The sequence below is a fragment of the Cohnella phaseoli genome (assembly GCF_003386235.1).
Lineage (GTDB): Bacteria > Bacillota > Bacilli > Paenibacillales > Paenibacillaceae > Cohnella > Cohnella phaseoli.
In genome coordinates this window covers 1-22,076 of sequence record NZ_QRDZ01000053.1, presented here as the reverse complement: position 1 = coordinate 22,076, position 22,076 = coordinate 1, and the positions used below count along the sequence as shown (strand labels likewise).

Sequence of the window (22,076 nt, the reverse complement as noted above, 5' to 3'; positions counted from 1 at the left end):
TCAGGTGCTGCTCCGGGGAGGCCGGCGCCCGCCGGTGCTTGAAGAGTGGCTTGAAGAGCTTGGCGCGCTCGCAGGCGCGTTGACGTCCAACATATCGAGAAACTCCTGATTCGTCTTCGTGTTGGCCAGCTTCTTCAGGAAGCCCTCCACATATTCCATGGAATCGTTCATACTCTTGCGGATCGCCCACAGCTTGTCGAGCGCCTCCTTGTCAAGCAGCAGCTCCTCCCGCCTCGTCCCCGAACGGCGGATATCGAGAGCCGGGAAAATTCGGCGTTCGGAAAGCTTGCGATCTAGATGAAGCTCCATGTTGCCGGTGCCTTTGAATTCCTCGTAAATAATATCGTCCATACGCGAGCCGGTCTCCACGAGAGCAGTAGCCAGAATCGTCAGGCTGCCGCCTTCCTCGATATTCCGCGCCGATCCGAAGAAGCGCTTCGGCCGGTGGAAAGACGCCGGATCGATACCTCCCGACAACGTGCGTCCCGACGGAGGAACGACCAGGTTGTAAGCCCGCGCCAGACGCGTAATACTGTCCATCAAAATTACAACGTCCCTCTTGTGCTCTACCAGACGCAGCGCGCGTTCAAGCACAAGCTCCGCAACCTTGATATGGTTCTCCGGCACCTCGTCGAATGTGGATGCGATGACCTCGCCTTTGACCGAACGCTGCATATCCGTCACTTCTTCCGGACGCTCGTCGATCAGCAGAACGAACAGGTCGATCTCGGGATGATTCGTAGCGATGCTGTTGGCGATTTCCTTCAGCAGCAACGTTTTGCCCGCTTTAGGCTGAGCGACGATCAAGCCGCGCTGGCCCAATCCGACAGGTGCAACGAGATCCATAATGCGAGTGGACAGTTGGGTGGGAGACGTTTCGAGCTTGATTTTCTTCTGCGGGTAGAGCGGGGTGAGTGCGGGAAAATGCAGCCGTTCCGCGGCGGTCTCCGGAGCGATACCGTTGACGGCGTTCACTTGCAGAAGGCCGAAATAACGTTCGTTTTCCTTCGGAGCCCGGCACTTGCCGGATACGAGATCCCCAGTGCGCAAATCGAATTTACGAATTTGCGAGGCGGAGATGTAGATGTCCTCCGGACTCGGCAAGTAATTGATCGGCCTCAGGAACCCGAAGCCTTCGGGCAGAACGTCCAGCACGCCTTCCATGTACATCAGGCCGCTTCGTTCCGCCTGCGCTCGCAAAATCGCGATAATCAATTCTCTTTTTTTCATCTGGGCATAGTTATTGATCTGGTGCTGCTTCGCAAGCTTGTACAGCTCGGTCAGCTTAAGTCCTTCCAAATCGCCCATCATCAGATCGGTCAATGGAATCCCTACTTTTTGTGAATTAAAATAATATTCGACGCAAGCGACAAACTATCCGTCTCTCCATACTTCCGCGCCCAGATTGCTGAGCTGTGTGACGAGGCGCTCGTATCCGCGATCGATATATTCAACGCCGCTAATCTCCGTCGTCCCCTCTTCGACCGTCAGCGCGGCTACGACAAGCGCTGCGCCGGCGCGAAGGTCCGCAGCTTTAACTTTGGCCGCGTTCAGCGGGCCGCCCTCGATGATGGCGGATCGGCCTTCCACCCGAATTTGCGCACCCATTCGCGCCAGCTCGGGAACATGCTTAAACCGGTTGTTGTACACATAATCGGATAACACACTGACTCCGCGGGCCTGCGTAAGCAAGCTCGTCATCGGGGATTGCAGATCGGTGGCGAAGCCGGGATAGACGAGAGCCTTCACGTCCACCGCTTCGTAGAGGGATTGTCCGACAACGCGAATCGCTTCGTCCATCTCGTACACATGTACGCCCATCTCCTGCAGCTTGGCGGTTATCGCTTCCAGATGCTTCGGAATAATATTATCGATAAGGACGTCGCCGCGGGTCGCCGCAGCGGCTATCATATAGGTTCCGGCTTGAATGCGATCGGGGATAATCGAATGGCGGCAGCCGTGCATCTCGCTAACGCCCTCAATGCGAATCGTTTCCGTGCCTGCGCCTTTGATCTTTGCCCCCATGGCGTTGAGCAGCGTCGCCACGTCGATAATCTCCGGCTCCTTCGCAGCGTTCTCGATCAGAGTGAGGCCTTTGGCGCGAGAAGCTGCCAGCATGATGTTGATCGTTGCTCCGACGCTGACGACGTCGAGATAGATTTTGGCCCCTCTTAATTCCTTGGCTCTAATCCGAATCGAGCCGTGGTCGTTCGTCACTTCGGCGCCAAGCGCCTCGAAACCTTTAATATGCTGATCGATCGGGCGCGGCTCGAAATTGCAGCCTCCCGGCAAGCCGATCGTCGCTTCTCCGAATCTCCCTAACAAAGCCCCCATTAAATAATAAGATGCTCTTAACAATTTAACTCTGCCGTTAGGCATAGGAACCGAGCTCATGCCTGACGGGTCGATCGTCATCGTATCTTCTTGCCAAGTCACCTTGCCGCCGAGCTGCTCAAGAAGCTCCGCATAGACCGCTACGTCGCTAAGCTGCGGAAGATTGTCCAATCTCACTTCCGACTCTGCCAATATCGCTGCGGGAATAAGGGCGACGGCGCTATTCTTCGCGCCGCTGATGCCGACCGTTCCTCTGAGCGGCCGGCCTCCGCGGACCATCAATTTATCCATGAATGCCGTCTTCCTCCTCGTGGTGTTGCCGAGGGGAACCCTCGGCACATGAAGGAACGGGAAAACGCCCCATGACGTTTTCCCGCGTTGAAATTCGATAATAGGATGCGATATAAATTAAGCTTTGTTGCTGCTTCCGAACAGGCGGATTTTCTCACGTACGACGGCTTTCATCGCGTCGCGGGCAGGAGTCAAGTATTTGCGAGGGTCGATTACGCTGTCATTCTTTCCAAGGACGTCGCGAATAGCAGCCGTGCAAGCGACTTGGTTCTCGGTATTTACGTTGATCTTGCCTGCTCCGGATTGAATCGCTTCGCGAATCATATCGTCCGGAACGCCGGAGCCGCCGTGAAGCACGACTGGAACCGGAATTTTAGCTACGACTTCTTTAATGATATCGAAGTGAATTTTCACTTCGCCCTTGTACATGCCGTGAGCCGTACCTACTGCGATTGCCAGGCAGTCAACGCCCGTCTCTTCGTAGAAACGGATCGCTTCTTCCGGCTTGGCCAACTTCGCGTCAGCCTCGTCTACGCTAAGATCGTCCTCGACGCCGCCGATCGTGCCCAGCTCGCCTTCGACGGATACGCCCATCGCATGAGCGGCTTTAACGACTTCCTTGGTCAAACGGATGTTATCCTCGAACGAGTGGTGCGAACCGTCGAACATAACGGAAGAGAATCCTGCGCGGATACATTTCATTGCGATATCGAAGTTGCTGCCGTGGTCCAAGTGCAGCGCGATCGGAAGACCGGATTTCTCGGCGGCCGCTTTAGCGATCGCAACGGTGTATTCCATTCCCATGTACTTAAGAGCGCCTTCGCTAACGCCAAAAATGAACGGGGAGTTTTCCTCGATCGCAGCGTCGGTGATCGCTTGGGCAAACTCCAGGTTATTCATGTTGAATTGACCGATGGCATACTTACCCGCTTTGGCTTGAGGCAGAAATTCGGACATGGATACTAATGGCATAGTGTAATATTCCTCCTGCAGTTTCATTCGATTTCTCACGCATCGTACATACTGCGTTATTATAACACAAAATAACTTTGCGAAGTAAACCGAACTCACGTTTCCAGGTTTATCCTTAGTTGCGACCCCCCGCCGAATTAAGTGCCTGTTGCGAACTGCGAAGACGAACCGTGTCCGAGTTGCATATTGACGGCCAATCTCATCTCGTCGATGTCGAACGGCTTCGTGAAATGCATTAGCGCGCCCAGATCCGTCGCCTCCTTGATCATGTCCAACTCTCCGTATGCGGTCATCATGATGACTTTAATGTCTCGGTCATACTCCTTAATCTGCTTGAGAATTTCAAGCCCGTCCATCCCGGGGATCTTCATATCAAGCAGGACGAGGTCAGGGCGGTTCGTGCGCACGATATCCAACGCCGCTCTTCCGTTCGCCGCTTGAAAGGTATCATAGCCCTCGGTAGCGAAAACCTCCAACAACAAAATGCGGATACCGACTTGATCGTCAACAATCAGCAGTCTTTTCTTGTCCAAGAGCTCATCCCTCCGAATCGCCTTTGTAGCCTTATTCGTGACCGCTAGCGGAAATTCCTTCTGTTTCCATGTAAAAAAATGTACAATGCTTCAAATATCCATGATTGACATTTCGCCGTTCTTGTTATTCCTTCACAAAATGATTATCTGAAACGTTCTAATAGTCAACCTTGATTGAGGTTTCCAGTGTCAATCGCAGTCGCTGCCCAGATTAATAGAGAGGGAGTTTACGCCTTGTAGATTTTAAGCGGGCATTCCTCAGTAGACGGTTTCCGGCTTTCTAAAGCGGATGTCCCGCCCTATTTCCCCCGATTGACCCCTTTTGGAGAAAATAAAGAGGATTTTCCGCCCCATTTTCCGCCATTCACCATTTTGGTGAAAATAAAGCGGATATCCCGCTCTATTCCTCCCATTTCCCGCCATTCGACAAAATTAGTGCGGACTTTCCGCCTTATGTTGTTCATGAAAAAAAGACCGTCCCGGCAATGCCGAAACGATCTTCGCTAGTGTCCGAATTAAGCCTCGGAACGCTTCAACGCCGCTTTCACGAATTCGCGGAACAGCGGCTGCGGACGGTTCGGACGCGAGGTGAACTCCGGATGGAACTGCACGGCCAAGAACCATGGATGGCCCGGAAGCTCGACCATCTCCACAAGACGTCCGTCCGGCGAAGTGCCCGAGATGCGCAGGCCGGTCGACTCGATGCGCTCGCGATACTCGTTGTTGAACTCGTACCGGTGGCGATGGCGCTCGTAGACAAGCTCGTCCCCGTAGCATTGCGCAGCCAGGCTTCCCGGAGCCAGCTTGCAAGGATAGAGGCCGAGACGCATCGTGCCGCCGAGATCTTCGATATCCTTCTGCTCTGGCAGCAGATCGATGACCGGATACGGGGTCGCCGGATGAATCTCGGAGCTGTTCGCGCCGTCCAAGCCGGCCATATGACGAGCGTATTCGATGACGGCCACCTGCATGCCGAGGCAAATGCCGAAGAACGGAATTCCGCTCTCTCTCGCATACCGGATCGCGGTGATTTTTCCTTCGATACCGCGATCTCCGAATCCGCCCGGAACAAGAATGCCGTGCACGCCGCCCAGCATCTCTTCCACGTTGCCCGGTTCTATCTCTTCGGCGTTGACCCAGCGGATGTTCACTTCGGAGTCGGCGTCGATGCCGGCATGCGCCAGCGATTCCACGATGCTTAAGTATGCATCGTGAAGCGCGACGTATTTGCCCACGATCGCAATCTCCGTCGTCTTCTTAAGCGACTTCACGCGGTTCACGAGCGCTTCCCACTCCGTCATATCCGGAGCGCCGACTTGCAGGTTCAAATGCTTAACGACATAGTCGTCCAGCCCTTCGTTGCGCAGGTTAAGCGGAACCTCGTACAACGTCGAAGCGTCGCGGCATTCGACAACCGCATTGGCGTCAATGTCGCAGAGGGACGCGATCTTGCGTTTCAAATCTTCGGCCAGCGGATATTCCGTACGGCAGACGATGACGTTCGGCTGGATGCCGATGCTGCGCAGCTCCTTGACGCTGTGCTGAGTCGGCTTCGTCTTGACCTCTCCGGCAGCTTTAATATAAGGAATGAGCGTCACGTGAATATACATCACGTTGTCCCGCCCGATATCGCTCTTGATTTGGCGAATTGCTTCGAGGAACGGCAAGCTCTCGATGTCTCCGACCGTGCCGCCGATCTCCGTAATAACGACGTCCGAGCCCGCTTCCTTGCCTGCGCGGAAGACGCGATCCTTGATCTCGTTCGTAATGTGCGGAATGACCTGCACTGTGCCGCCGAGATATTCTCCGCGACGCTCCTTGCTGATGACAGTCGAATAAATCTTGCCCGTCGTCACGTTGCTGTTCTTCGATAGATTAATATCGATAAATCGCTCGTAGTGGCCGAGATCCAGATCGGTCTCCGCTCCGTCGTCGGTCACGAACACTTCACCGTGCTGATAGGGGCTCATCGTCCCCGGGTCAACGTTGATGTACGGATCGAACTTTTGGATGGTTACTTTAAGCCCTCGATTTTTAAGCAGCCGTCCCAACGATGCAGCCGTTATTCCTTTGCCGAGCGAAGAGACGACGCCCCCCGTTACGAAAATATATTTGGTCACCCTGTCCGAAACCTCCCGCTGCCTGCTGATGCGGCATTCTCAATTAGCTTTGCCTGAAACTGATTTTCCCTTGCAATCCGGGGAAAAAATAAAAAAAGTGACGCCCAATAAATGGGGGCACTTTTCCTAAAACCAACCCTATAAAAAACCGCGCTTCTAAAGCCCAAGCCTTAGTTTAACTTCTGGAATGGGCGGTGTCAAGTAGAACGGCTTCCCCATTCTGCACGAATGGAGAAGCCCCGAATTCACGGCGCTTGCGCCCTGCGGCGCCCCCGTCAATCTTCGTCTTCTTCGTCGTTATCGTCGTCCGCGGCTTCCTCGTCGTCGGCTTCGAAATCGTCATCCTCGTCCTCGGATTCAAGCTCTTCGTCGATCTCGGCTTCCTCGTCGTCCTCAAGCACGACCTCGTCGTCGGCTTCGGCGGCTTCTTCGCCTTCCTCGAACACGCCATCTTGATCCTCGTCGAACAGATCGTAGCTTTCTTCGTCCCCGGTTGCGACATCCTCTTCTTCGCCGTACAGATCGTCGTCATCCTCGTCGTCATCGTCGTTAATGATGCGAGGACGCTTCGTTCCGCCCATCTGCTCGTCGGAGCGCTCGACTGGATACCAGCGTTTAAGTCCCCAGACGTTGCCGCCTACGCAAGCAAATCTTCCGTCGATATTGATCTCCGTGTACAGTTGGGCAATTACCTCGGTGATTTGCTCCTGGGACAATCCGCGCAGCTTGGCGATTTCCATCATCAGATCGCGATAGTAAAACGGGGTATTCGCTGTCTTCAACAGCTCATAAGCCAGATCGACCATCGGCATCTCGCGGATTTTCTCGGAGTCGATTTTCAGCACGTATTCGGCGCTCACGCGACTTCCATCCTCTCTGTATGTGAACCGGTATATAAACCTTCACGTTAATTTGTCAACCTTTAGTAAACCGTATTTCGTCTAAAATTGCAAGTCACCGGAACGAAAAAGCGAAGGCGTGTCCTCAACGGACAGCGCCTTCGCTTTTCGACTGTATCCTTTCCGGCCTCTCCGCGGGCGGAGGAACCGGCATGACCAAGAGTCTCACCGGGAAACTCTCCATTCATCCTATGTCGCCGAGGCGAAAATGACACGGAACGCCGCCTATTTCCCGTTAAAAAGGACGCATTCCCAAGCTTTTGCCTCCGGTTCTTCATACAGTAGAGAACACGGCAGAGAAGCGCGGCTCCGCGCCGCCCTTTCCTGCACACTCGTTCCGGGAGGGATGCCGCCTTGAATCGAAGCGAAATCGCGAACGAAATCTGCGCATTCCCCGGCCCGCCGACAATCGATGACCAAAGATACATCGTCCGCTTCCTGGATAGCCGCGATTTCGAGCGTTTCCTTCTGGAGGGGAGGTCGGGCGAGCTTCGCGAGGAGGCAGCGGATCGAGATATTCGGCCTCTCCCGCTCATTCAGGCGGTCTCTTGTCCCGCGAAGGAAGCAGCCCAAATCATCTTAGCGCTCGGGGACAAGGCGGTTTGGGAAATCGATGCGCCCGTTAGAGCGTCGGCTCTGTCCAAAGGCGCAATCGTCACCGATAAAGGCATTCCTTGGGGCGTACGCCGCATTCAAGCGCCGCAAGCATGGGGAAAGACGACCGGCTACCGAGTCAAGGTCGGCGTGATCGATACCGGCGTCGATTACGGCCATCCGGATTTGAAGCATTCGCTCGAACGCGGCATCAATCTGCTGAGTCGGATGTCGCTGCCGCAGGACGACAACGGCCACGGCACGCACATTGCCGGAACGATCGCCGCCGCCAATGAGCTTCAAGGGATGATCGGCGTCGCTCCGCGATCGATGATCTATCCGGTCAAAGCCTTCGATCACAATGGAACCGCCTTTGTCTCCGACATCGTCCTTGGCATCGAATGGTGCGTTCGCAACCATATGGATGTGGTCAATATGAGCTTCGGCATGCGCACGAGAAGCCGCTCTCTGTTAAGCGCCGTTAATTACGCCTACCATTCGGGCGTGTTGATCGTCGCTTCCTCCGGCAACGAAGGTCGGATTGGAGAAATCGACTATCCCGCAGGCTTCAGCCGGACGATCGCCGTCGGGGCGACCAATCGGACCGGACGGATCGCGAAATTCACGAATCGCAACTCGCTCATCGATATTTTCGCCCCCGGAGACCGAATCATGTCCTCCTGGCTAAGAGGCAAACATCGCGAGATGAGCGGAACATCGATGGCCACGTCGCACGTAACCGGAGCAATCGCCTTGCTGCTGTCGCTGCGACCGGGACTTCCCCCAAGCCAGATCAAGTCGATCGTGAAGAACGCCGCCGTGCCCCTGAGAAACGCCAAAGCTCCCCGGACGGCCGGGGAGCTTAACGTAACGCGCATTTTGAGCGCGGCGGATCAATTGTGAGCTTTACATTTTGTCAGGTGCGGATACGCCGACGAGCTTCAAGGCATTGGCGATCGTAATCCGAATGGCGGCAAGCAGCTGCAGCCGCGCCTGGCTCTGCTCCGCATCCTCGGTAATAACCCGTTCCGCCTTATAGTAGCTGTGGAACTGGGAGGCCAGCTCGTAGACGTAACGGATAATCGCGTGAGGCGCATAGATTTTTGCGGCCTCCGCGATCGTCTCCGGAAGCTCTCCGATCTTCCGCAGCAGGTCAAACTCATGCTCGGAGGACAGGCGGGTCAAGTCAACCTCCTGCCATGTCTGAACCGCAACTCCCTGCTCCTCGGCTTGACGGAAAATGCTGCAAATTCTCGCATGCGCATACTGCACGTAGAACACGGGATTTTCGTTGGATTTCGACACAGCCAAATCCATGTCGAAATCCAGATGGGAATCCATGCTCCGCATCGTGAAGAAATAGCGAATCGCGTCGACGCCGACCTCGTCCATAAGGTCTTCCATTGTAATCGCCTTGCCCGTGCGCTTGGACATTTTGACTTTCTCGCCGTTCTGGAACAGACTGACCATCTGGGCGATCAGGACAGTCAGCTTGTCGGGATCGTTGCCCATCGCCGCCATCGCCGCTTTCATCCGCGGAATGTAACCGTGGTGATCCGCGCCCCAGATGTTGATGAGCTGATCGTAGCCCCGTTTGTACTTATCCATATGATAAGCCGCGTCCGGCGTCAAATACGTATAGCTTCCGTCGTTCTTCACGAGCACGCGATCCTTGTCGTCGCCGAAGGTCATGGACGCCAGCCATACCGCGCCGTCCTGCTCGTAGACATGGCCCTTGGCACGCAGCGCGTCGAGCACCTCAATCACTTTACCGGACTCATATAGAGAGGTCTCGCTGTACCATTCGTCGAACTGCACCCCGAAGCGCCCCAGATCGCGTTTGATCTTGGCCAGTTCCTTGTCCAGGCCGTAATTGCGGAAGAATGCAAAACGCTCCTCGTCGGACAAACTCAACAGCCGCTCGCCCTTTTCTTCCGCCAGCTCCTTGGCGAAGCCGACGATATCCTCGCCATAGTACCCGTCCTCCGGCATCTCCGCCGCCTGCCCGAGAGCTTGACGATAACGCGCTTCAAGCGATTTGGCCAGGTTGTTGACCTGATTGCCGGCATCGTTAATATAGTATTCCCGCGTAACCTCGTAACCGGCCGCGGCCAACACGTTGCAGAGGGCGTCTCCTACCGCCGCTCCCCGCGCATGGCCGAGATGCAGACTGCCCGTCGGATTCGCGCTGACGAACTCCACTTGAATTCTTTTGCCTTGTCCCGCATCGATGTGGCCGTATTTCCCGTCTTGAGTCAACGCTTCTCCGATTACCGGATACAGATAGCTCTTGTTCAGACGAAAATTGATAAAGCCCGGCCCGGCGATTTCCGCCGACTCGATCGAGGCTCGTCCCGCCTCCAGCTTCCCGATGATCGCCTCCGCGATCTGCCGCGGGTTCTTCTTGGCGATCTTCGTCAGCTGCATCGCCAGATTCGTGGCCAAGTCTCCGTGCGCTTTGTCCTTGGGAACCTCCAGCACGATAGCCGGAAGCTCGCTCTTGTCCGCAACCAATTCTGCCGCCAGCGCAGCGTCGGCCAGCGCTTCTTTTACCGATAATTGCAATTGTTCCAATACGCCCATCTTGCTATTCCTCCCGAATATCGAGCCGGATGCGGAAGCTTCCGACCTGCTGATCTTGCATATGCAACTCGTACGACCATTCCACTCGGCCGCCGGTATCGGACAGTTCGCTGTCCAATTGCGAGGTGAGCGCCTGCACGGCATGAAGTCCGTAAGGCGTCTCCAGCTTGCCCGCCGCAAGCTCGCCCCGTCGAAACTGCTGCTCGAAGAAAATCGAACCACGTCGACGCAGCTGCAGCCCGTTCGAGTGAATGAACAGCGTATTGCTGGCTTCCACTCCGTTATCGTCCGGCTTCTCGACGTAAGTAAGCGCCCATCCCGTCTTCAGCCGGAACAGCTCTCCGGGCACATCGAACTTCTGCACGCCCCCGTCCTGCTGCCAGCTTCGAAACCCGACCCGCACTTTTCGCTTGTCCGGCATCGCTGCTCTCTCCTGCTCTCATAGTCTTGTTACTACTATATACAGAACCCTTGTTCAATTCAAATGGAATGATCGGCCATGACGCGCTTCAGCGCCTCGACCAGCTTGCCGGGAGAGTAAGGCTTAACCAGATACTCCGACACCCCCAACCTTCGCGCGCGCTCCTGCTCCTCAAGGGCGCTGGACACGATTATCGGCAAATCGCGCAGGCGCTCGTCCTGCTTGAGCCGTTCCGCCAGCCGCCAGCCGTCCGTCCCCCGCTCTAGCACCAGATCGAGAATAATAGCTCCGGGAATATATTGCTCCAGCGCTTTTAGCGCCGTCTCTTCGCTGGAGAAACGGCTGACTCCGTAACCCGAAGCCTCCAGCTCGTCGGCCAGTAGATCGGCAAAGTCGGAATCGTCCTCTACCAGATACACTTCGCCCGCGCGTTCCACGCTTGCCGCCGCTTCCAGACGCCATCTGGCTACCGATCTGGCCGGCAAGGGCAGCAACAGAGAGAACGTGCTGCCTTGCCCGTATATGGACGAGGCGAGAGCTCTGCCCTTATGTACATCCATAATTTCCTTGACGATCGCCAGACCCAGACCCGTACCTCCGATCTCGCGCCGATCCGAATTGTCCACCCGATAAAACTTGGAGAACAGTCCGGACAAAGCCTCCGGAGGAATGCCAAGCCCTTGGTCGGTCACATCGATTCTGAGCTGCCCGTTCTCCTCGCTGCAGACGGCCGTCACCGTGCCGCCGTTGGGAGAATATTTTACGGCATTGCCGACAAGGTTCATCAGCGCCTGCTTCAGTTTGTCCGCATCCGCATACACTTCCGTCTCGTCCGTATGCTGAAGCCATTCGAAGCGATGGTCGGAGGAGGCCACCTGGTGCATCTCCATCACTTCCTGCACAAGCGTCATAACGTTCACCTGGCGGAAATCGTAGGTTTGCTTGCCGGATTCCATCCGCTGCAAATCCAAGAAGTCGTTAATAAGCGCCGTCAGCCGCGAAGCTTCCTTATGAATCGTGCGCACGTATTTTTTCTGCCGCTCCGGCGCCAGCTCCTTATACAGCAATAGCTCGGCAAAGCCGAGCACGCTTGCCAGAGGAGTCCGCAATTCATGGCTGACCGTGCTGACAAACTCCGACTTGACGCGATCCATTTCGCGCTCCTGCGTCACATCGCGATGAACGAACAGCGTGCCGATTCTTTCGCCGCCCCGGTATAGCGGTTCGTAATACATCTGCACATGCCGTTTGACTAACCCTTTCCATTCGTAGACGATGCTTTTCGCCTCGGTGTGCTGACCGTCCACGATGTCGGCAATGAACCGTTCAAACGGAACGGGGTCCTTCACGTAAGGCTGGATATAAGCTCCGTACTGCTCAATCGTCGGGTTCCAGCTCCGATCGGCCTTCTCCCCCATCATTTCGATCCAACGTGCATTGACGAGCACCGTCGTGCCTTCCCGGTCGGTCAGCTGCACCCCTTCATGAAGCGCGTCCAGCGTCGTTTGCACCATCTGGCGCTGACGCTCCGCTTTCTCGTACAGCTCCAGCTTGTCGAGAGAGATCGAGATTTGCTTGGCGAAGGCCAATGCCTCCGCTTGCTCGTCCGCAGACAAGGGCGATCCGACCCGAGTGAGCACGATGCAAGCCGTCGCCTGACCGTCGGAGTTCAATACCGGCAAGTAAAAATCAAACGCCCGCAAGCCGCTTGACGGTTCGTGATATCCCAGCTCGGAGGGCGAGGCGGGACGCTCAAGCAGGTATGGAGCCCGGCTTTCCTTAACCCGCACGATCGGGCCTTCGTCCGCCGTTGCCGCGAATCTGCAAATCGCCTCTTGAGACAAGCCGAATGCGGCATACTCCCGATCGGCCGTCAGACGAATGATGATTCCTTTATCGGCCTTCAGAATAAGAGCCAGATTGCGAATGATACTGCCCAGCAATTCTCCCCGATCCAACGTATTCGCCAGCGCCTCCACGAATTCGTTGCGTCTCCTTAACTGCGCCTCATTCTCTTCCGCTCGGATAAACGCCTTCGTCAATTCCTCCTGCTGGGAATGAAGCTCGTCCTGCTGCGCCAGCAGCTCCTCGTTCTGGGCCAGCAGATCTTCGGCTTTGTTCTGAATCTCGGACATCATCGATTCCATCGCCCGGGCCAGGCTGCCGATCTCATCCTTCCTGTCCGTGTAACCGATGGCCAGATTGCGCGCTTCCATGTGCTTCGAGTTCAGAGGGAAGCGCTCCGCGGTAGCGGCAATCTCCTTGGCGCCCGCCGCCAATCTGCTGATCGGCAGTCCGAAATTTCTCGCCGCCAGCAGGATGACTACGCCAGATACCGTTACGATTCCCGCGACGTATGCGATTAGCAGAATGCTTCTATTCGTCACGGAATCCGCTAGATGCGCGCTCATCTCCTCCAAACCCCGCCGATAGATCTCGTACTGTTTCTTTGTTTCCTGAACGAGTCGCTGTAGCGACCGCCCCTCCTCCGAGGCAAGCGCGCCGCGCAGCGCCTCCTTGTCGTTATTACGGGCCAACAGCGCCGCCTGAGGCAACCATTTTGCGAAATACCGCTCGCGGAAACTCTCTAACGAACGGATGAATTCAGTCTCCTGCGCGTCTATCGTCAGTCTGGCAAACTCGGAAACGATTCGCTCCAGCCGTTCTCCTTCGTTTACTGCCGCACGATACTCCCGCTCCTCCTGCACGGTCAGATAGGCCAAGGAATGGGCCGATATGGCGTTCAAATGCAGCATCGCCTGCTCCATCTGGTATTGCTTCAGCTTGTAGCGGTCATACGCCTCCCGATAGCCGCTCTCGGTCTGACGGTCGCTCCAATAAATAAATCCCGCTCCGGCCAGCACAAGCAGCAGCAATGCGAGCATCAGACCCGCGAAGCGCGCGGTAATGCTTCTTTTGTAATCGCCGTCCGACCGTTTAGCCATTCAGCATTTCTCCGATCTTCTCGACCAGAGCGAAGGGGCTGAACGGCTTGGACATAAAATCGTCCGCCCCGGCCAGCAGCACCTTGTCCCGCTCCGTCTGCTGGCTCTTGGCCGTCAACATCAATATTTTAACCCGCTCTTTCCCCGGCAGGTTGCGAACCTTCTCGATCACTTCGTACCCGGTAAGCTTCGGCATCATATTATCCAGGATCACAAGGTCGTAAGCGCCGGAAAGGATCATATTCAGCGCCTCTTCCCCATCGCAGGCGAGATCCGTTTCGTACCCCTCGTCCTCCAGCGTGTCGGACAGAAGCATGCGCAATGCCGACTCGTCTTCCGCTACCAGCAATTTGGCCACAGCGATAACCGCCTTTTCTCTTAGTTGAAATCCATTCTTTGCATCAGCCGAACGATTCTCGTCCGCAGATCCGCCAGCCGGAACGGCTTCGTCACATAGTCGTCCGCTCCCAGCTTTAGCGCGCGCACGATGTCGTCGTTGCCGGAACGTCCGGTCAGCATGATCGCGGAGTATTGATTCGAATCGGGCAGCGAGCGAAGATACGCCAGCACCTCCAGCCCGTCCATTCCCGGCAGCATGCCGTCCAGAATCACGATGCAAGGCGCCTTCTCCAGATGCCAGCTGTCGCCCTGAAAATCTTCCCCCGAGCGATAGGCGCGAATATCTCCCTTGCCCGGACGAATGGCTTCCCGCAAATATTCGGTCAACAGCGCGCGCACGATCGGATCGTCGTCGATTAGCGCGATGCGCAGTCTTCTTGCGGTCAACTGCGCGTCGCGATTCGCCGTCTCGATCCGGTTGCGGCCAAGCTCCTTCGCCAGATACAGCGCCTGATCCGCAAGCTTGAGCCATCGTCGGCAGCTTGCGGGGTCGGGCTCGGTGACTTCGATGACCCCTGCTGAGAAGGTCGCTCTAAGCTCCTCCGGCGCCGCCGCAAGCTCGATCGCTCCGAACTCCTCGCCCAGTCGCTCCAGCAGTATGCGCACCTCTCCCTCCCGCATTCCCGGAAACAGCAGAATAAACTCTTCTCCGCCATAGCGGAGCAGCACGTCGGAGGACCTGATGCGCGATTTCAGGAACGCGACAAAATCGGCCAGCACCCGGTCGCCGATCAGATGCCCGAAGCGATCGTTGATTTTTTTGAAGTGATCGAGATCGAGCACCGCCATCGTGAAGCTCTCTTGATTTCTTTGCGCCTCCAGACAGAGCGTCCGGAAAACCTCGTCCAAATATTTGCGATTGTAGGCTCCCGTCAGTTCGTCGATAAACAGCAGCTCGTCCAACTGCTTCTTGCGCGCCAGCTGCCGTTCGATCCGCACGATTAGCTCCTCCATATCGAGCGGCTTGTTCAGAAAATCGTCCGCTCCCATCCGGATAGCCTTCAGCCGGGTTTCGCGAGCGACGTCCATACTAATGACAGTGGTTGGAATATATCTTTTGCGAATCTGCTCTTTGATCGCCTCCATCACCTGGAACCCGTCCTGCTCGGGAATGATCAAGTCCAGAATAAAACAGTCGGGCGCCCGGTCGTGAAAATAATGAATGGCGAGAGCGGGGTTAACGGTAGCAATAACGTAGTAGCCGCAGCGTTCCAACTCTTCCTTCAGATAATGGAGCAGCGCCGCGTCGTCGTCTAGAATGAGAATAAGCGGCTGACTTCCCGGCGCTTCCCCTTCCAAATAGGTATAACCGGAAGTCGGATAGACGGTTTCCTGCTCCTGGTGAAGCTCGAAGCAAGCGGCAATCAGCCCGATCAGAAACGCCCGCAGCGCCTCCGGCTCCCACAGCCCGTCATCGGAACGAAGCCGAATCTGCTCCAGCAGCTCGGCCGACACACTGTAAAGCTTAGTCAAACCGATCGTGCCGGACGTGCCCTTGACCGAATGCAAAAATCGCTCCGCCTCCTCGTAAGGAACAGCAGAGCCGGTTTCGAACCATATTTCAAGCTGCTTGCGGATGTTGGCTAGCAAAGCGTCTTGATACTTCTTCACGTTACTCCTCCTGATAAGGGCACTGCCGTCTCTTTCTCCTATATCGGACAAGCCAGGGAAAAGAGTGAATGGGGCGGCCATACGGCATAAATATTTGACGGATTGCCACTCCGCAACGAAATGGCTATAATAAACGGAAATATCGTTAACGACGATGAACGAGAGAGTACTTCGTTTTCCCTGACCTCAGCGAGCCGGGACGGTGAAAGCCGGCGCAGGATTCGAAGGAACCGCACTCGGGAGTCGACTTCCCGAACCGCCGCCCTCACGGCAGTAGGGTCGTCCGGCGTCAAGCCGTTATCTTTTAATGAAGCGGCTTCCCTTGCGGGGAAGCTAGAAGAGTGGTACCGCGGAACCGACCTCCGTCTCTTTACGAGACGGGGGTCTTTTTGGCGTCCATCCAAACTATAAGGAGGAAAATAGCTATGTTACTGCAGCAAGCAGCCGTTATCCTGGCGCCCTACTTGGACCTGCCGTCCGAAGAGGCGCTCGCCAAACTGGAGGTGCCGCCCGAATCTCACATGGGCGACGTCTCCCTGCCCTGTTTCTCGTTCGCCAAGACGCTAAAGCAAGCTCCCGGGGCGATTGCGGCCAAAATCGCCGAGAGGATCAACGCCGACCGCGACGACTTGCGCGTCGAGGTTGCGGGAGGTTATCTGAACCTTTTTTTCCAGGGAGCTTCTTGGAAGGAACAGCTTCTGAAGCGTGCGCTCGATGAAAACTATGGACGTTCCGATTGGGGCGCCGGCAGACGCGTCGTTATCGATATGTCCTCTCCCAATATTGCCAAGCCTTTCGGCATCGGCCATTTGCGCTCGACGATGATCGGCAACTCCTTGAGCCGGCTTTACCGCGCTACCGGACATGAAGTCGTCACCGTGAATCATATCGGCGACTGGGGAACCCAATTCGGCAAGCTGATCGTCGCGTACCGGAAATGGGGCAACAAACAAGCGCTCGATCAGGCTCCTATTCAGGAAAGCTTGCGACTGTATGTTGAATTCCACAAGCAGGCCGAGCTGCTCCCGGCGCTGGAGGATGAAGCCAGGGAAGCCTTCGCCAAGCTGGAACGCGGAGATGCCGCCATGCGGGAGCTGTGGCAGTATTTCGTAGACGAGAGCCTCAAGGAATTCCATCGCGTATACGAGCGCTTGGGCGTGACCTTCGACTCCTATGCCGGAGAGAGCTTCTACAACGATAAAATCGCCCCCGTCGTGCGCAATCTCGAAGAGCTCCGCATGCTTGAGGAAGACGCCGGAGCGCAGATCGTCAGACTCGAGGAGGAAGCTCTGCCTCCCTGCCTGATTCTGAAGAAAGACGGCTCCAGCATCTACGCCGTTCGCGACCTCGCCACCGCAATCTACCGGAAGGAAGAGCTGTTTGCGGACGAAATCCTGTACGTGGTGGGAGCGGAGCAGAGCCTGCACTTCCAACAGGTATTCGCCGTGCTGCGCAAAATGGGCCACGAATGGGCGGCGCATTGCCGGCACGTTCCCTTCGGTCTGATCACCATCGGAGGCAAGAAAATGTCTACGCGCAAAGGCAAAGTCGTCATGCTCGACGAAGTGCTTGACGAAGCGGTTGAACGAGCGCTCCAAATCATTGAAGGGAAAAACCCCGCGCTCGCGAACAAAGAGGCCGTCGCCGAAGCCGTTGGTGTCGGAGCGATTATTTTCGGCGATCTGAAGCACCATCGGCAGCTCTCCGTCGATTTCAACCTGGAGGACGCCGTCAGCTTTGAAGGCGAAACGGGGCCTTATCTGCAATACACCAACGCCAGAATCCTGACCTTGCTGCGCAAAGGAAATTACGTGGAGCTGCGGAGCCGGCTTGCCGTCGATGGACGGCATTTGTCCTCGGAGGCGGCCTGGGCCTGCATCAAGACGCTCTCCCGCTACGAAGCCGCCATTCAAGATGCCGTCCGAACGGCTGAGCCTTACGTCGTGGCGAAATACTTGCTTGCTCTGGCCAAGGACTTCAACCGCTTCTACAATTCGGGCAAAATATTAAGCGAAGCTGCGGACGAAGCCGACATCTTCGCGAAATTGAGTCTTAGCTCGGCCGTCGCCTCCGTTCTAAGAAGCGGACTAGCGCTGCTGGGTATGCACACTCCTGCGGAAATGTGAAAACAAGCCCCCGAACCATACTTTAAATCGTAGGCCGGGGGCTTATCGCCTGTTTATTTGACGAAGCCAAGCAGCATTTCGCGAATCATTTTGGAAGCCACGATTGGCGTCATCTCTGTCGGATCGTAGATCGGCGCCACCTCAACGAGGTCGAAGCCGACAACATTGACGCCGGAGCGCGCAATCGCATGGATCGCTTCAAGCAGCTCCTTGGATGTGATGCCTCCGGCCTCCGTCGTTCCCGTGCCGGGAGCGGCCGAAGGATCGAGCACATCGATGTCGATCGTCACGTAGACCGGACGTCCGGCCAAGGAAGGAAGCTCTTTCTTGAGCGGCTCGGCCACTTCGAACGGGTGGAAGTGAATGCCGGATTCCTGAGCGTACGTCCAGTCTTCTTTGGAGCCGGAACGGATGCCGAACTGATAGATATTGGACGGCCCCATCAGCTGCGCCGCTTTGCGCAGCGGGGTGGAATGGGACAGCGGCTCGCCCTCGTAGTCCTCGCGCAGATCGGTATGTGCGTCGAAGTGAAGAATCGCAAGGTCCGGATACTTCTTATACACTTCCTGAATGACCGGCCAGCTGACAAGATGCTCTCCGCCCAGGCCGACAGGGATTTTGCCGTCTGCTAGCACGCCGCTAACATACTCCCCGATGATGTCCAGGCTTTTCGCCGCATTGCCGAACGGAAGCAGCAGATCTCCCGCATCGAAATAAGCAAGATCGTACAGGCTGCGGTCGAGGTAGGGGCTGTACTCCTCCAGGCCGACGGAAGCTTCGCGGATTCGGCCGGGGCCGAATCGGGAGCCGGGACGGAAAGAGACGGTATAATCCATTGGCATGCCGTAAATGACGGCTTTGGAAGCGGCATAATCGTCGGAGCTGCAGATGAATACATTGCCGGAATAAGCTTGGTTTAAGCGCATAAAATGAACGATTCTCCTTTATTTCGTCAGATCCTCGACAAACTTCGGCAGCGCGAACGCCGCCTTGTGCAGCCGAGGCGAATAATATTGGGTATCGAGCTCGGGAATTCCGCTCTCGTCGACCGCTAGCGGATCGTATTTCTTGCTGCCCATCGTGAACGTCCACAGACCGCTCGGATAGGTCGGAATGTTCGCAACGTATACGCGCACGATATCGAACACTTCCTTGACGTCGCGATTAACGCTGCGGATCAGATCGGCTTTGAACCACGGATTGTCCGTCTGTGCAACGAAAATACCGTCTTCCTTCAGCGCATCGTGAATGCCCTGATAGAAGCCTTTGGTGAACAGGTTGACGGCCGGGCCCACCGGCTCCGTCGAATCCACCATAATGACGTCGTACGTATTTCTGTGATCGTGGATGTGCATAAAGCCGTCGTTAACGATCACTTCGACACGCGGATCGTTCAACTGGCCCGCGATGGAAGGCAAATATTGCTTCGAGTATTCGATGACTTTGCCGTCGATGTCGACGAGCACCGCCTTCTTCACTTGCGAATGCTTCAGCACTTCGCGAATAACGCCGCCGTCGCCACCGCCGACAACGAGCACATTTTCCGGGTTCGGATGCGTAAACAGCGCCGGGTGCGCCACCATCTCATGGTACACGAATTCGTCCTTCTCCGTCGTCATGACCATGCCGTCGAGCACGAGCATATTGCCGTATTCCTCCGTCTCGATCATTGCGAGCTCTTGGAAATCCGTCTGCTCATGGACCATCGTTCGTTTGATTTTCATTGTGATGCCGAAGTTTTCGGTCTGCTTCTCCGTGTACCACAACTCCATGGAGGACATGCGCATCCCTGCTTTCTATGGGCTGAATTCCGACCGCCTAATGTATCAAGCTAGAAGTATTATAAAATATCGACGACAAAAAGCAATCATTCCATAAGGAATTTTAATGTTCGTTTGCCCTATTGCGGAATATTCCCCGCGCAGAATAGCCTCCCCCTTCCTTCCCCATACTACAAAGGAAACGATTCCCTTTATGTCGAAGGAGGCCTCATCCATGGATCGTCAAGCCGCCGACAATCGGAAGAAGTCCCGCCCTGTCTCCGGCTGGAGCAAGCTGCGCCGCCGCATCGGATGGATGACGCTGCTATCGCTGATCGCGTTGGCCGCGACGGGCTTTCTGCTGCTCAAATACGCCCCGCTACCGGCCGGCGCGACGATGCAGTCGACCCGCATCCTGGACGCCAACGGACAGACGATAGCCAGCCTGAAGGGCGGCGTCAACCGGCCGACCGCGAAGCTGGCCGACATCTCTCCCTGGCTGGTCAAGGCAACCCTTGCCGTCGAAGATCGTCGCTTCTATGAGCATGCGGGAGTCGACTGGCGCGGTTTGGCCCGGGCGGCTTGGGTGGATCTGCGCCATATGTCCAAGGAGCAGGGGGCCAGTACGCTTACCCAGCAGCTTGCCCGCAACCTGTATTTGTCGCATGAACGGACGTGGACGCGCAAGCTTAAGGAAGCCTGGTATGCAGGCCGGTTGGAGCAAAGCTTTACCAAGGATGAGATTTTGGAGCTGTACCTCAACCAGATCTATTACGGGCACGGGGCATACGGAGCGGAGGCCGCCTCCCGGCTTTACTTCAATAAACCCGCCAAAGAGCTGACGATCGCCGAAAGCGCCCTGCTCGCCGGCATTCCCAAAGGACCGCGCTATTACTCTCCGCATCTGAATCCCAAGAGCTCCCGCGCGCGCCAGCGGAAAGTGCTTCAATCCCTGCTCGAAACCGGTCAGATCACCAAACTGCAAGCCGATCGTGCGGCACGCGAGAACGTCGCCGTCCGCGCTTTGCCGGAGGAGGAGGAACGGGCGGCCCCTTATTTCGCCGAATACGTCAAGAAGATTGCCGTCGAACGGCTCGGCATCGACGAGAGGCTGATGAACGAAGGAGGGCTGACGATACGCACGACGCTCGATCTGCGCATGCAGCAGATGGCCGAGGCGGCCGTCAAGAAGGGGCTGACAGGAGCTAACGAGGAATTGCAAGCGGCTCTAATCGCCGTCGATCCTCGCAACGGTTACATTAAAGCGATGGTCGGCGGGCGCAGCTTCCGCACCAACCAATATAACCGCGTGTTCACGAACACGCGGCAGCCTGGCTCTTCATTTAAACCGATCGTCTATGCGGCGGCGCTGGAAAACCGAACGATAACGGCGGCGACCCGCTTTCGCAGCGAACCGACGCTATTCTACTTCGATCATGGCCGCCAGATTTATCGTCCCGGCAACTATAGCGGACGATACGCTCATGCGGATATCGGGCTGCGCCAGGCGATCTCGGCTTCCGACAACATCTATGCCGTCCATACGATTGTACAGACCGGACCGGAGGCCGTCATCTCCATGGCTCGCAAATTAGGCATCGCCTCGCCGCTCAAAGCCGTCCCTTCCCTGGCGCTTGGCACGTTCCCGGTCAGCCCCTTCGAGATGGCGTACGCCTTCTCCGTCTTCGCCGGCGGAGGAGAACGGGTCGAGCCGATCGCGATTACGCTCGTCCAGGATCGCCGGGGCAAGGTTCTGTACGAGAGCCATCCGCAACGGACACAAGCCATCGAGCCTGCTCTGGCCTACGTAACGACCCATTTGCTGAAAAGCGTATTCGAACGGGGAGGCACCGCTCGCAGAGTCGCAAACATGATCAAGCGTCCCGTCGCCGGCAAATCGGGCACGACCGACTCCGACGCCTGGTTCGTCGGCTATACGCCGGAGCTGACGACCGCCGTATGGCTTGGCTATGACCGCGGCCGGCCCATTACGTCCGGCGAAGCTCATCGCGCCGCGCCGATCTTCGCCCAATATACAGAAGCGGCTTTGTCGGGAACCGCTCCGAAGGGCTTTCCCGTGCCGGAAGGCGTCGTTCACGCCTATATCGATCCGGCAACCGGCCTGCTCGCTTCCCCCGCCTGTCCCGGCGAGGGTGCGGTCGAGGTGTTCCTGGAAGGAACCGAGCCCCTCCGCTCATGCGGTCCGCTGGGATCGGCCGTCGAAGTCAAGCCGAATCGGGACGAGCAGTCGGGCCGTTCCTGGTGGCGGAAGCTGCGGGGCTGGTGGCGTTCCTGATGTCGCGGGTGCTCCGCGCGGGCCAGGGGTGAAGGCCAAAAATGTCACTAGTCATGCATCAAACCTAACATGAAAAAACGATCTCCATAATTACCTGTATAAGGAATATTATGATTGTTTTCTCGTAGCCAAACGCATTAAAGCTCCTTTATTGTAGAAATGACGCGTTATCCATCATTTCTCCAAAAAAGG

At 56.4% G+C, this 22,076-nt stretch carries 16 protein-coding genes and 1 other annotated feature; of the genes, 3 read left to right on the top strand and 13 right to left on the bottom strand.

The annotated features are described in order from the left end of the window. The 6 genes from rho to rpoE form a co-directional block, all read right to left on the bottom strand. Positions 1-1,311: a transcription termination factor Rho gene (gene rho / locus DFP98_RS36900; protein ID WP_116065664.1), complete on the bottom strand. Its 1,311-nt coding sequence runs from the start codon at positions 1,309-1,311 to the stop codon at positions 1-3. A 63-nt stretch (positions 1,312-1,374) separates the two neighbouring features. Beyond that, entirely contained in the window at positions 1,375-2,625 is a 1,251-nt protein-coding gene (locus tag DFP98_RS36895) for a UDP-N-acetylglucosamine 1-carboxyvinyltransferase (RefSeq protein WP_116065646.1), read from the bottom strand. A 117-nt stretch (positions 2,626-2,742) separates the two neighbouring features. Then, entirely contained in the window at positions 2,743-3,597 is an 855-nt protein-coding gene (fba, locus tag DFP98_RS36890; RefSeq protein WP_116065645.1) for a class II fructose-1,6-bisphosphate aldolase, read from the bottom strand. Between the two features lie 137 nt (positions 3,598-3,734). Beyond that, complete coding sequence (locus DFP98_RS36885) at positions 3,735-4,130, bottom strand: response regulator (protein WP_116065644.1); 396 nt, start codon at positions 4,128-4,130, stop codon at positions 3,735-3,737. A gap of 515 nt (positions 4,131-4,645) precedes the next feature. Continuing rightward, the gene (locus DFP98_RS36880; protein WP_116065643.1) at positions 4,646-6,250 is read right to left on the bottom strand and encodes a CTP synthase; all 1,605 of its coding nucleotides are present in this window, start codon (positions 6,248-6,250) and stop codon (positions 4,646-4,648) included. Positions 6,251-6,525: 275 nt separating this feature from the next. After that, positions 6,526-7,110 carry a DNA-directed RNA polymerase subunit delta gene (rpoE, locus tag DFP98_RS36875; RefSeq protein ID WP_116065642.1) on the bottom strand — a complete coding sequence of 195 codons (585 nt, stop codon included), beginning with the start codon at positions 7,108-7,110 and terminating at the stop codon, positions 6,526-6,528. Between the two features lie 393 nt (positions 7,111-7,503). Between rpoE and DFP98_RS36870 the strand changes: the two genes are divergently transcribed. Next, the gene (locus DFP98_RS36870; RefSeq protein ID WP_246017129.1) at positions 7,504-8,646 is read left to right on the top strand and encodes a S8 family peptidase; all 1,143 of its coding nucleotides are present in this window, start codon (positions 7,504-7,506) and stop codon (positions 8,644-8,646) included. A gap of 3 nt (positions 8,647-8,649) precedes the next feature. Here DFP98_RS36870 and argS (DFP98_RS36865) read toward each other — a convergent pair whose 3' ends face one another. From argS (DFP98_RS36865) to DFP98_RS36845, 5 genes are read right to left on the bottom strand one after another with little or no spacing between them, the layout of a single operon-like run. Next, entirely contained in the window at positions 8,650-10,326 is a 1,677-nt protein-coding gene (gene argS / locus DFP98_RS36865; protein ID WP_116065641.1) for an arginine--tRNA ligase, read from the bottom strand. A gap of 4 nt (positions 10,327-10,330) precedes the next feature. Next, on the bottom strand, positions 10,331-10,747 hold the full coding sequence (locus DFP98_RS36860; RefSeq protein WP_116065640.1) for a YwiB family protein: 417 nt from the start codon (positions 10,745-10,747) through the stop codon (positions 10,331-10,333). A gap of 59 nt (positions 10,748-10,806) precedes the next feature. Then, complete coding sequence (locus DFP98_RS36855) at positions 10,807-13,692, bottom strand: ATP-binding protein (protein ID WP_116065639.1); 2,886 nt, start codon at positions 13,690-13,692, stop codon at positions 10,807-10,809. Next, entirely contained in the window at positions 13,685-14,050 is a 366-nt protein-coding gene (locus DFP98_RS36850) for a response regulator transcription factor (RefSeq protein WP_116065638.1), read from the bottom strand. Before DFP98_RS36850 ends, DFP98_RS36855 begins: the two co-directional genes overlap by 8 nt. Positions 14,051-14,070: 20 nt before the next feature. After that, positions 14,071-15,702, bottom strand: coding sequence for a GGDEF domain-containing response regulator (locus tag DFP98_RS36845; protein WP_116065637.1), 1,632 nt, complete (start codon positions 15,700-15,702; stop codon positions 14,071-14,073). A 145-nt stretch (positions 15,703-15,847) separates the two neighbouring features. Next, positions 15,848-16,075 (top strand) — a binding site (T-box leader). 16 nt (positions 16,076-16,091) lie between these two features. Between DFP98_RS36845 and argS (DFP98_RS36840) the strand changes: the two genes are divergently transcribed. Then, on the top strand, positions 16,092-17,828 hold the full coding sequence (gene argS, locus DFP98_RS36840; RefSeq protein ID WP_425455577.1) for an arginine--tRNA ligase: 1,737 nt from the start codon (positions 16,092-16,094) through the stop codon (positions 17,826-17,828). Positions 17,829-17,881: 53 nt separating this feature from the next. Here argS (DFP98_RS36840) and speB read toward each other — a convergent pair whose 3' ends face one another. Beyond that, positions 17,882-18,754, bottom strand: coding sequence for an agmatinase (speB, locus tag DFP98_RS36835; RefSeq protein WP_116065635.1), 873 nt, complete (start codon positions 18,752-18,754; stop codon positions 17,882-17,884). Between the two features lie 18 nt (positions 18,755-18,772). Continuing rightward, complete coding sequence (gene speE, locus DFP98_RS36830) at positions 18,773-19,600, bottom strand: polyamine aminopropyltransferase (protein ID WP_116065662.1); 828 nt, start codon at positions 19,598-19,600, stop codon at positions 18,773-18,775. A 223-nt stretch (positions 19,601-19,823) separates the two neighbouring features. Between speE and DFP98_RS36825 the strand changes: the two genes are divergently transcribed. Beyond that, positions 19,824-21,884: a transglycosylase domain-containing protein gene (locus DFP98_RS36825; protein ID WP_246017121.1), complete on the top strand. Its 2,061-nt coding sequence runs from the start codon at positions 19,824-19,826 to the stop codon at positions 21,882-21,884. The last annotated feature ends 192 nt before the right edge of the window (positions 21,885-22,076 follow it).